An 11,006-nucleotide genomic window follows, 5' to 3' on the forward strand; every position below is an offset into this window, starting at 1 on the left:
GCGTGGGCGGCGGGGGAGCCGTTGCCGGGGCGGTGGGGGGGGGGGGGGGGGGGGGGGGGGCGGCGACCCAAACCGGGCGGTGTGTGTGGTGTGCGGGGGGTGGGGGCCCCCCCCCCCCGCCCCCTTTTCTGTGAGGGTGGAGCACTGCGGGCCGGTGGGGGCTTGTCGCGCAGTTCCCCGCGCCCCTTTGGGGCGCGTCCCCTCACGGGGTGGCATTCGCTAGGCAGTGTCATTGGCGAGGATTTTTTTCAGGTTCTCGATCACTGTGGGGATCTCCCGGTCGAAGGCCAGGCCGTCCACGCCCTCGTCGGTGATGACGGCCAGGAGGGCTCGGGTGCCCACTGCCGTGACGATGACGTGGCCCGCGCTGCACTGGGCGGTCAGCTGGCGGAGGGTGCCGGTGTCGGCCTGGTCGGCCAGGCGGTGGCCGAGGGAGAGGGTGGCCGAGGCCAGGGCGGCCATGGACTCGGGGTGGGTCTTGTCGGCGTCGGCGGCCACCACGAGGCCGTCGACGGTGGCCAGGACGGTCTCGGAGACGCCCATCACCCGGTCGCGCAACGAGACGAGGATGTCCTGCACGGGATCGTTCACGGTGGCCTCTTCCTGTGCTGTCGTGCTGGGTGGTGCGGAGGCGACCCGCCTCCCCGGGGTTGCTAGCGCTTGCGGCGGGGGAGCGGGGTCGCTGCGGGGTGCGGTGCTGCGGTGGGGGGAGAGGGCGGGGTGCGCGGGGCCGTGCTGGGGCGGCCGGCGGGGGTGGCGGGCGGGGGCTGGAGGAGGCCCAGGGCCAGGAGGTCGCGGAGGTCCAGCATGACGGCGAACAGGCCGCGGCCCAGGGCGAACGCGATGTCCCGGGGCGTCCTGCGGCCGTCGGTGACCGCCAGGAGGGTCCGGTGGCGGGGCGAGAGCCGGTCGGTCTGCCGCGGGTCGCGGGCCGCCGGGGCCGGTTCCAGGCGGTCGCGGGCGAAGCGGGCGGTGGCGCCGCGTTCGTTCGACAGCAGGCGGATACGGCGGGTGTTCTCGGTGAGCAGGCGGTCGGGCGGCACCGCGGTGCCCGTGTCGAGCAGGGGGCGGGGTGCGGTCACCTCCCAGCCGTCCGGGCTGGTGAGCGCCAGGGCGAAGGCCGCGTCGAACAGTGCCGCCCGGCCGATGACCTCCAGCTCCGTGGCGCCCAGCAGTCCCCGCGCGACCAGTTCCAGGGCGAGCCGGGCCGGGTCGGTGCCGGTGGCGCGGGCGGCCGTCCAGTCGTCCTCGGCGATCCGGTGCGACTTCAGGAGCAGGACCTCGACGCCGGGGGCGCCGGGGGTCTCCATGCCGACGACCATGCCGTCGCGGACGTGGATGACCCCGCCCGGGCTGCCGGAGACCAGCACGGCACAGGAGCGTCTGTCCGCGTGCAGGGCGGCCAGCTGAGCGGGGACGTTGCGGGCGGCCGGTGTCTCGTGGGTCTCCTGGGGCTCCTGGGTCATGCGAGCAGACGGTCCGTGTGCTCGGCCAGGTCGCGCAGCGCCCACGTGATGTTCGTACGGTCCCGGTCCACCAGGGCGAACAGCAGGAGCGGATCGCCCTGCCGGTTGACACGTGTCGTGACATGGTGATGAGCGGCCGTGGTGACGACGATGCTCTCCAACTCGCCCGCGAACCCGGCCCGGTTGAGGTGGGTGATCGCCAAGTGGGCGATCTCCTGGGCGTCCTGCGCCGGATCCGGATCGCCGTACTCGGCGTAGCGAAGGCCCGTCACACCGTCCAGGAGGGCGGCGGCGGTGACGCCGGGCGTCCTTCCGACAGCGCTCAGCGCGGTGTCGAGCAAAGCCATGAGTTCCCCCTCCTGACCCCTCGTTCGCACAGTACTTTATTGCCAACTGTTGCAACACTGGCCAAAGATGAGACTTATTCGGACTCGGAGGGATCGGGAAGCAACCTCCACCGAACCGCTTGCGTCCGAGTCGACCCACGTACGGAAATCGAGGGCACCAGCGTGAACATCGAGACAGCGCTCAAGGAAGCCATGAGCATCGACGGGGCCCTCGGCGTCGCCCTGGTCGACTACGAAAGCGGCATGTCGCTCGGCGTGCTGGGCGGCGGACCGCACCTGGACCTGGAGCTGGCGGCGGCCGGGAACACCGAGGTGGTCCGCGCCAAGCAGCGCACGCTGAAGTCCATCGGCCTCGACGACGAGATCGAGGACATCCTGATCACGCTCGGCGGCCAGTACCACCTGATCCGCCCTCTGACCAAGGCCGGCGGCTCGCTCTTCCTCTACCTCGCCCTGGACCGCGGCCGCAGCAACCTCGCGCTGGCCCGGCACAGCCTCAAGAAGCTGGAGAGCCAACTGGAGGTCTGACCCCCCCCCGCAGGCCCCGACGCCCCGGCCGCGCGTGGGCCGGGGCGCCGACGCCGAGTCGGTAAGCGCGCTCTTGTGACGGGCGTAGCGTAGAGGGCATGACGACGTACGGCTCCTTCCCCGGCACGCGGCCCCGGCGGCTGCGGACCACCCCCGTCATGCGGCGCATGGTCGCCGAGACCCGGCTGCACCCCGCGGACTTCATCCTCCCGGCGTTCGTCCGTGAGGGCGTGAGCGAACCCGTGCCGATCGGCGCCATGCCCGGCGTCGTCCAGCACACCCGGGACAGCCTGAAGAAGGCGGCCGCCGAGGCAGTCGAGGCGGGCATCTCCGGGATCATGCTGTTCGGGGTGCCGGAGGAGAGCAAGAAGGACGCCCTCGGCACCCCCGGCACCGACCCCGACGGGATCCTCCAGGTCGCGCTGCGGGACGTGCGGGCCGAGGTCGGCGACGACCTGCTCGTGATGTCCGACCTGTGCCTCGACGAGACGACCGATCACGGCCACTGCGGGGTGCTCGACGCCGAGGGGCGCGTGGACAACGACGCGACCCTGGAGCGGTACGCCGAGATGGCCCAGGTGCAGGCCGACGCCGGGGCGCACATCGTCGGGCCCAGCGGGATGATGGACGGGCAGATCGGTGTCGTCCGCGACGCGCTCGACCAGATCGGGCGCGAGGACGTCGCGATCCTCGCGTACACCGTCAAGTACGCCTCCGCCTTCTTCGGCCCCTTCCGCGAGGCCGTCGGGTCCTCCCTGAAGGGCGACCGCAAGACCTACCAGCAGGACCCCGCCAACGCGCGGGAGTCCCTGCGCGAGCTGGCCCTCGACCTGGAGGAGGGGGCCGACATGGTGATGGTCAAGCCGGCCGGACCCTACCTCGACATCCTCGCGCGGGTCGCCGACTCCGTGGACGTGCCGGTCGCCGCCTACCAGATCTCCGGCGAGTACTCGATGGTCGAGGCCGCCGCCGAGAAGGGCTGGATCGACCGCGACCGGGCGATCCTGGAGACCCTGACCGGCATCAAGCGGGCCGGCGCGCAGAACATCCTCACCTACTGGGCGGTGGAGGCCGCCCGGATGCTGGGCTGAGCGACGGGAACGGGTGCCCCTGGCTGTGAGATTCGGCCGGGGGCACTTTCAAGTCCCGGGTGGCGTTAGGTTGTTGACCGTTCTCGACTGTCCTCGCCCTTCGCCGACCATCCGGGAGACGCCCATGTCCGGTGACGCCCTCAGCCAGGATCCCGCCGAGCTGAGAAAGAGGTTCGACAACACCAGGCCGCACCCGGCGCGGGTCTACGACGTCTTCCTCGGCGGCAAGGACAACTACCCCGCCGACCGCACCGCAGCGGCCGCCGCCCTCGCCACCAACCCGCGCGGCTACCTCGACGTACGGCACAACCGCGACTTCCTGCGCCGGGCCGTGACCCGGCTGGCCCGGGAGGACGGCATCGGCCAGTTCCTCGACATCGGCACCGGGCTGCCCACCGCGGAGAACGTCCACCAGATAGCCCAGCGCATCAGCCCCGACACCCGGGTCGTGTACGTCGACAACGACCCGATCGTCCTCGCCCACGCCCGCGCCCTGCTCACCAGCGGACCCGAGGGCCGGACCGACTACATCGACGCCGACTTCGAGAACCCGGCCGAGATACTCGAACAGGCCGCGAAGACCCTGGACTTCGACCAGCCGATCGCCCTGTGCCTGGTGGCGATCCTGCACTTCATCGAGGACGACGTCGCCCACCCGGTCGTCCGCGAACTCGTCGAGGCGCTGCCCCCGGGCAGCCGGCTGGTGGTCAGCCACCTCACGGAGGACCTCAACGCCGAGAAGATCCGCGGCGTCCAGCGGTCGTACACCGAGCGGGGCCTGACCTTCGTCCTGCGGTCCAAGCCCGAGATCGAGCGCTTCTTCACGGAGAACTCCCTCGCCCTCGCCGACCCGGGCGTGGTCCCGGTCCACCACTGGCACCCCGACCACGCGGCTCCCGTCCCCGAGCAGCCGGACCCCGAGCTGCTGGCCACCCTCGACGCCATCGACCGGTCCCGGTACGCCGACATCAACGACGTCACCGACGCCGACATCAACGTCTACGCGGGCGTCGGCACCAAGGCCTGAGCCGGGTCGGCGGCGGGCCCCGGGCGGGCTGCGGCGGAGGGGCCCTCGTCGCGTACGCCCTGTCCGTCCCGGCACCCGCCGAGTGCGGTCGCGGCGACCAGCGCGAGGGCGGCCGCCGCCAGAATCCGGCGACGGCGACTATGACGGCGACGGTGAGGGTGGGGGTGGGGACGGCCGGGGGCCGGGGGGCGGTGCGTGGCGGACATACGAGGGCTCCCTTGACGATCTCGGCACGATCCCGGCGTGATGCCGGTGACGGTGGCGCATGCAGTGGCACATGCGGTGGCAGCGAAGGTGAGACGTGGCGGCGGGGTTGACGTTCCCTCAGCCTGTGGGCCGGCCCGCCCGGACCGCCACTGCTGACCGGGGATTCGGGACGCCCGTTCCCGGTCCACCTCTGTGACCTGCGCGTATCCCATCCCACGGGACGGCGGTACGGGACGGCCCAGACCCGCCCGCACCCCGCCCGTCCGGATCGCGGAATTACGGGTGTAAGCGGCACGTACCTCTCTACGCTCCCGCCAAGACGAGGATCAGCCCAAGGAGCCGTCCATGACCCTCACCCCTGCCCCCGCCCCGCTGCCCCCGCTCGCGGCCCGTGCCCGCGCCGTCGGCGGGTCACCCGTACGGGAGATCCTCGCGGTGACCGCCCGCCCCGAGGTGATCAACTTCGCGGGCGGGCTGCCGGCCCCCGAACTGTTCGACCGCGACGGCATCGCCGCCGCCTTCCGGGCGGTCCTCGAGGAGGCCCCGGAGCGGGCGCTGCAGTACTCGACGACCGAGGGCGAACCGGCCCTGCGGCAGCGACTGGCCGAGCGCATCTCCGCGCGGGGCCTGCCCACCGAGGCCGACGACCTCCTCGTCACCACCGGCTCCCAGCAGGCGCTCTCCCTCCTCGCGAGCGCCCTGATCGACCCCGGGGACACCATCCTCGTCGAAAGCCCCTGCTATCTGGCGGCCCTTCAGGTCTTCGGACTGGCCGGGGCGCGCGTGCTGCCCGTCCCCGGCGACGAGGACGGCGTGGACCCCGCCGCCCTGGAGGAGCTGATCCGCGCCGAGCGGCCCAAACTCCTCTACCTCGTCCCCACCTTCCAGAACCCCACCGGCCGCACCATGCCCGCCGCTCGCCGCGCCGCCCTCGCCACGGCCGCCGCCCGCCACGGCCTGTGGATGGTGGAGGACGACCCCTACGGCGAACTGCGCTACGACGGCGACCACGTCCCGTGGATCGCGTCCTTCCCCGGCGCCGCGGACCGGGTGGTCCTGCTCGGCTCCTTCTCCAAGGTCATGGCCCCCGGCCTGCGGCTCGGCTGGCTCCGCGCCCCGGCGGGCCTGCGCCGCGCCTGCGCGGTGGCCAAGCAGGCGGCCGACCTGCACACCCCGACCCTCAACCAGCTCGCCGCCGCCCGCTACCTGGACGTGCTGGACGCCCATGTCGCCAAGGTGCGCGCGGTCTACGGCGAACGCCGCGACGCCATGCTCGCGGGCCTGCCCGCCGCCCTCCCGGCCGGCTCCACCTGGAACCGGCCCGCGGGCGGCATGTTCCTCTGGGCCAGGCTCCCGGAGCAGTACGACACCACCGCCCTGCTCCGCCAGGTGGTGGAACAGAACGTGGCCTACGTCCCCGGCGAGCCCTTCCACGCCGCCGACCCCGACCGGTCCACCCTGCGCCTGTGCTTCGTGACGCAGACACCGGAGGAGATCGGGGAGGGGTTGCGGAGGCTGGCCAAGGGCCTGGGCGGCTGAGCGCTCCGCCGAGAGTGCCGCGACAGGCCGTCTGCCGACTGCGGCGCCGTCGTGGCCGGTCGCGCAGTTCCCCGCGCCCCTACGGGGCGCTCAGTCCCACCAGAAGTGCCACAGCCGCTCGCCGACCAGCTGCTCGGCGTACGACGACAGGGTGTCGTCGGCGCCGGGCAGCACGCTGTACGGGCAGAACGCGAAGTGCTCGGCGGCGACCGCCTCCGCCTCGTCGAGGTCGGCGGGCGGGGCGGCGACGGAGAGCGCGAGGTGGTCGAGGCCCAGGGCCACCACGCGTATGCCGAACCGGTCCTCCCAGGAGCGCAGCACCGCGCACAGCCGGCCCGTGTCCTCCTCGTAGTTCACCGGGCCGCTCCAGCCGATGGCCGCCGGTATGTCGGCGCTCCGCCGGGCGGACACCAGCGCCAGGTGCGGCTCCTTCAGCCAGGGCCGCCCCTGGCTGAGCGCGTCCGCGACGTCCGCGGCCCGCGAGTCCGGGTCGGCGACCAGGGCCGGCGCGGCGGCCAGCCCCGGGAACTCCTCGCCGTCCGGCGGGTCCTCCTCCCAGTAGTCCTCCAGCACCTCGTCGGCGTCGTGGTCCCCCGGATACGACGTCTCCCCGGGGGCGAAGTCCCAGTCATCGACCTCGGAGACGTCGATGAGCACCGGGAGCAGCCCCGCACGGGCGGCCGGCACGCCCAGCGCGGACCAGGTCCCGGGCCCGGCGGGCTGCCCGGCGTACCACAGCAACGGCTGGTGCCACGGGCCGTCGAGCGTGTCGTCGAGCAGCGTCCCGGGCGGGAGTTGGAGCCCCAGGGACCGACCGCTGGGGTCGGTCGCCAGCTTGGGCAGCGGGTTGGGAAGAGTCGCCATGGCAGTGACTGTAAGGGGCGCCACTGACAACGCCGTCGGCGACCGGTCAGAGGCGCTCGGGCGTCCGGATCCCGAGGAGGGCCATGCCCTGGTGGAGGGTGCGGGCCGTGAGGTCGCACAGGAGGAGGCGGTTCTCCACCTGGGCGAGGGTGTCCGCCTTCAGGACCGGGCACTTGTCGTAGAACGACGTGTACAGGGACGCCAGTTGGTACAGGTACGCGGCCAGCTTGTGCGGGGCGTACTCCGCCGCCGCCTCGAAGACGGTGTCGCCGAAGGCGTCCAGGTGCAGGCCCAGCGCCCGCTCCGCCGCGTGCAGTTCCAGCTCCGGGTGGGCGGCCGGCCGGACCTCTCCCGCCTTGCGGAGGATCGACTGGATACGGGCGTACGCGTACTGGAGGTAGACGGACGTGTCGCCGTTCAGCGAGACCATCTGGTCCAGGTCGAACTTGTAGTCCCGGTTCGGCGACGTCGACAGGTCCGCGTACTTCACGGCGCCGATGCCGACCTGCGCGGCCCGCTCCTGGATCTCCTCCTCCGTGAGGTCCTGGGCCTTCTCCCGGACGACCTCGGCGGCCCGCTGCACCGCCTCGTCCAGCAGGTCCTCCAGCCGTACCGTCTCACCCGCACGCGTCTTGAACGGCTTGCCGTCCGCGCCCAGCACGGTGCCGTAGCCCATGTTGTGCGCGGTGACGTCGTCGGTGAGCCAGCCGGCCCGCCGTGCCGTCTCGAAGACCATCTTGAAGTGGAGGGACTGACGGACATCCACGACGTAGAGGAGCGAGGTGGCGTGCAGGTCGGTGACCCGGTTGCGGATCGCGGTCAGGTCGGAGGCCGCGTAGCCGAAGCCGCCGTCCGCCTTCTGCACGATCAGCGGGACCGGCTGGTCGTCCTTGCCCCGGATGTCGTCGAAGAAGACCACGAGCGCGCCCTCGGAGCGCACCGCGACGCCGCTCTCCTCCAGGAGGCGGGCGGTCTCCGGCATGCCGTCGTTGTACGCCGACTCGCCGACGATCTCGTCGTCCCGGATCTCCATGTCCAGCTTCTCGAAGACCGAGTAGAAGTAGACCTTCGACTCGTCCACGAACCGCTGCCAGAGCTCCAGGGTCTCCTTGTCGCCGGACTGGAGGTCCACGACCCTCTTCCGGGCCCGCTCCTTGAACGCCTCGTCCGCGTCGAAGACCGCCCGGGACGCCTTGTAGACCCGGTTCAGGTTCGACATGGCCTGCTCGCCGTCCGTGTCGGTCTCCGCGGACAGCTGGTCCGGGTTCTCGATCAGGTACTGGATGAGCATGCCGAACTGGGTGCCCCAGTCGCCGATGTGGTGCCGGCCGATCGTCGTCTCGCCGGTGAAGTCGAGCATGCCGCGCAGGGCGTCGCCGATCACCGCGGAGCGCAGGTGGCCGACGTGCATCTCCTTGGCGACGTTGGGCTGGGCGTAGTCGATGACCGTGATGCCCGGGTTCGCCTTGGCGGCCACGCCGAGCCGGTCGCCGTCCGCGTACCGCGCGGACAGGTTCTCGGTGATCGCCCGGTCGGAGAGGGTGATGTTGAGGAAGCCGGGTCCGGAGACCTCGACGTCCTGGATCAGGGCCGCGCCTGTGGTGATGTTCGAGACGACCTGCGTCGCCAGCTCCCGCGGGTTGGCCTTGGCCTTCTTGGCGGCGGCGAGGATGCCGTTCGCCTGGTAGTCGGCCCGGTCGCTGCGTCGCAGCAGCGGGTCGACGGAGGCCTCCGGCAAGGTTGCCGAGAGGGCGTCGGTGAGCTGCTGGTTGACGGAGGCGCTGAGGGGCGTGACCGGGGCCATGGGGTGGGAGCCGTTCTCCTCGGGGGTTCAGGTAGACGGCTCCAGTATTTCACGGGGGGTAAAGGGGTTTTCGCGGCTACGAGTGTGGGGGCGGCCGGTGGGGTGGCCGGGTGCGGCGCCGTGGGGGCTGGTCGCGCCCGCGCGGCGGAGCCGCAAATCGATACGGTCCCGCGCCCCCAGAACGGCGGCTGCGCCGCCGATCAGGGGTGCCTCGTGGGCGCCTGCCAAACCCGTTTTCGTGGATTCGAGCTCGGCTGGGAGAATGGAGCGGTCAGCCGTGCGACCGTACCGGCTGCCCGTTGCCAGAAAGAAGGACGTGCCGACGTGGCTCAGAGCACCGAGACCACCGACTGGGTCTCCCGTTTCGCGGATGAGGTCATCGAGGAGTCGGAGCGTCGGGCCCCGGGCAAACCGGTCGTCGTCGCGTCCGGGCTCTCGCCGTCGGGGCCCATCCACCTCGGCAACCTGCGCGAGGTCATGACCCCGCACCTGGTCGCAGACGAGGTCCGGCGGCGCGGCCACCAGGTCCGGCACCTGATCTCGTGGGACGACTACGACCGCTACCGCAAGGTGCCCGCCGGCATCGCCGGCGTCGACGAGTCCTGGGCCGAGCACATCGGCAGGCCGCTCACCTCGGTGCCCGCCCCGCAGGGCTCCCCGTACCCGAACTGGGCCGAGCACTTCAAGGCCGCGATGGTCGAGTCGCTGGCCGAGCTGGGTGTGGAGTTCGACGGGATCAGCCAGACCGCGCAGTACACCTCGGGCGTGTACCGCGAGCAGATCCTGCACGCCATGAAGCACCGCGGTGACATCGACGCGATCCTCGACCAGTACCGGACGAAGAAGGCCCCCGCGAAGAAGCAGCAGCAGAAGGCCGTCGACGAGGCCGAGCTGGAGGCCGAGGAGGGCTCGGGCGCGGCGAGCGAGGACGACGGGTCCTCCGGCTCCGCCGGGTACTTCCCGTACAAGCCGTATTGCGGCGGCTGCGGCAAGGATCTGACGACCGTCACCGCGTACGACGACGACACCACCGGGCTGACGTACACCTGCAACGAGTGCGCGTTCTCCGAGACCGTCCGGCTGAGCGAGTTCAACCGGGGCAAGCTGGTCTGGAAGGTCGACTGGCCGATGCGGTGGGCCTACGAGGGGGTCGTCTTCGAGCCGAGCGGTGTCGATCACTCGTCGCCGGGGTCCAGCTTCCAGGTGGGCGGGCAGATCGTCGGGATCTTCGGGGGCAAGCAGCCCATCGGGCCCATGTACGCCTTCGTGGGCATCAGCGGGATGGCGAAGATGTCGTCCTCGCGGGGCGGGGTGCCCACCCCGGCCGACGCGCTGAAGATCATGGAGCCGCAGATCCTGCGCTGGCTCTACGCCCGGCGCAGGCCCAACCAGTCCTTCAAGATCGCCTTCGACCAGGAGATCCAGCGGCTCTACGACGAGTGGGACAAGCTGGACGGGAAGGTGGCGGAGGGGTCCGCGCTGCCCGGCGACATCGCCGCGCACGCGCGTGCCGTCCGTACGGCCGGCGGCGAGCTGCCGCGGACGCCGAAGCCGCTGCCGTACCGCACGCTGGCCTCCGTCGCCGACATCACCGCCGGGCACGAGGACCAGGCGCTGCGCATCCTCAGCGAGCTGGACCCGGCGAACCCGCTGGGCTCGGTGGACGAGGCCCGGCCGCGGTACGACAAGGCCGAGGCCTGGATCAACACGCAGGTCCCGGCCGACCAGCGGACCATCGTGCGGGACGAGCCGGACGCCGAGCTGCTGAAGTCCCTCGACGAGGCGTCCCAGCAGTCCGTACGACTGCTGCTCGACGGGCTCGCCGAACACTGGTCCCTTGACGGGCTCACCCACCTCGTCTACGGCGTGCCCAAGGTCCAGGCCGGGTTCTCCGCCGACGCGACGCCCAAGGAACTGCCGGCCGAGATCAAGACGGCCCAGCGGGCGTTCTTCGCGCTCCTGTACCACCTGCTGGTGGGCCGGGACACCGGACCCCGGCTGCCCACCCTGCTTCTCGCCGTGGGGCAGGAGCGGGTGCGGCTGCTGCTCGGCGAGTAGCAGACCGACAGACACGGAGAAGGGGGCCGCGGGGACCCAGCGGGGGCCCGGGCGGTGTTGGTGGGGGGGGGGCGC

Annotated in this window: 10 protein-coding genes; 5 read left to right on the plus strand and 5 right to left on the minus strand. The window is 71.9% G+C overall.

Features of this window, described 5'->3' with window-relative positions:
• Positions 1–219: 219 nt before the first annotated feature.
• The 3 genes from ACFWPQ_RS50350 to ACFWPQ_RS50360 all read right to left on the minus strand — a co-directional run bounded on the left by ACFWPQ_RS50350 (position 220) and on the right by ACFWPQ_RS50360 (position 1,813).
• On the minus strand, positions 220–591 hold the full coding sequence (locus ACFWPQ_RS50350; protein ID WP_384051640.1) for a roadblock/LC7 domain-containing protein: 372 nt from the start codon (positions 589–591) through the stop codon (positions 220–222).
• A 62-nt stretch (positions 592–653) separates the two neighbouring features.
• Positions 654–1,466 carry a hypothetical protein gene (locus tag ACFWPQ_RS50355; protein ID WP_384051643.1) on the minus strand — a complete coding sequence of 271 codons (813 nt, stop codon included), beginning with the start codon at positions 1,464–1,466 and terminating at the stop codon, positions 654–656.
• Positions 1,463–1,813, minus strand: coding sequence for a hypothetical protein (locus tag ACFWPQ_RS50360; protein WP_384051645.1), 351 nt, complete (start codon positions 1,811–1,813; stop codon positions 1,463–1,465). Before ACFWPQ_RS50360 ends, ACFWPQ_RS50355 begins: the two co-directional genes overlap by 4 nt.
• Before the next feature lie 162 nt (positions 1,814–1,975).
• On the opposite strand from ACFWPQ_RS50360, the gene ACFWPQ_RS50365 reads away from it, so the two are divergent.
• The 4 genes from ACFWPQ_RS50365 (at position 1,976) to ACFWPQ_RS50380 (ending at position 6,205) form a co-directional block, all read left to right on the plus strand.
• Positions 1,976–2,341 carry a hypothetical protein gene (locus ACFWPQ_RS50365; protein ID WP_384051648.1) on the plus strand — a complete coding sequence of 122 codons (366 nt, stop codon included), beginning with the start codon at positions 1,976–1,978 and terminating at the stop codon, positions 2,339–2,341.
• A 98-nt stretch (positions 2,342–2,439) separates the two neighbouring features.
• Positions 2,440–3,432, plus strand: a complete 993-nt coding sequence (hemB, locus tag ACFWPQ_RS50370) for a porphobilinogen synthase (protein ID WP_361306394.1) — start codon at positions 2,440–2,442, stop codon at positions 3,430–3,432.
• Positions 3,433–3,556: 124 nt separating this feature from the next.
• Complete coding sequence (locus tag ACFWPQ_RS50375; protein WP_384051651.1) at positions 3,557–4,459, plus strand: SAM-dependent methyltransferase; 903 nt, start codon at positions 3,557–3,559, stop codon at positions 4,457–4,459.
• A gap of 552 nt (positions 4,460–5,011) precedes the next feature.
• The gene (locus tag ACFWPQ_RS50380) at positions 5,012–6,205 is read left to right on the plus strand and encodes a PLP-dependent aminotransferase family protein (protein WP_384051654.1); all 1,194 of its coding nucleotides are present in this window, start codon (positions 5,012–5,014) and stop codon (positions 6,203–6,205) included.
• Positions 6,206–6,295: 90 nt separating this feature from the next.
• Here the strand turns inward: ACFWPQ_RS50380 and ACFWPQ_RS50385 are convergent, their stop codons facing one another.
• Positions 6,296–7,069, minus strand: coding sequence for a DUF4253 domain-containing protein (locus tag ACFWPQ_RS50385; protein WP_384051657.1), 774 nt, complete (start codon positions 7,067–7,069; stop codon positions 6,296–6,298).
• A gap of 46 nt (positions 7,070–7,115) precedes the next feature.
• Positions 7,116–8,873, minus strand: a complete 1,758-nt coding sequence (argS, locus tag ACFWPQ_RS50390) for an arginine--tRNA ligase (protein WP_384051660.1) — start codon at positions 8,871–8,873, stop codon at positions 7,116–7,118.
• Between the two features lie 324 nt (positions 8,874–9,197).
• On the opposite strand from argS, the gene lysS reads away from it, so the two are divergent.
• Positions 9,198–10,931 carry a lysine--tRNA ligase gene (lysS, locus tag ACFWPQ_RS50395; protein ID WP_384051662.1) on the plus strand — a complete coding sequence of 578 codons (1,734 nt, stop codon included), beginning with the start codon at positions 9,198–9,200 and terminating at the stop codon, positions 10,929–10,931.
• Positions 10,932–11,006: the final 75 nt, after the last annotated feature.

It is taken from the genome of Streptomyces sp. NPDC058464, assembly GCF_042721035.1.
Taxonomy (GTDB): domain Bacteria; phylum Actinomycetota; class Actinomycetes; order Streptomycetales; family Streptomycetaceae; genus Streptomyces.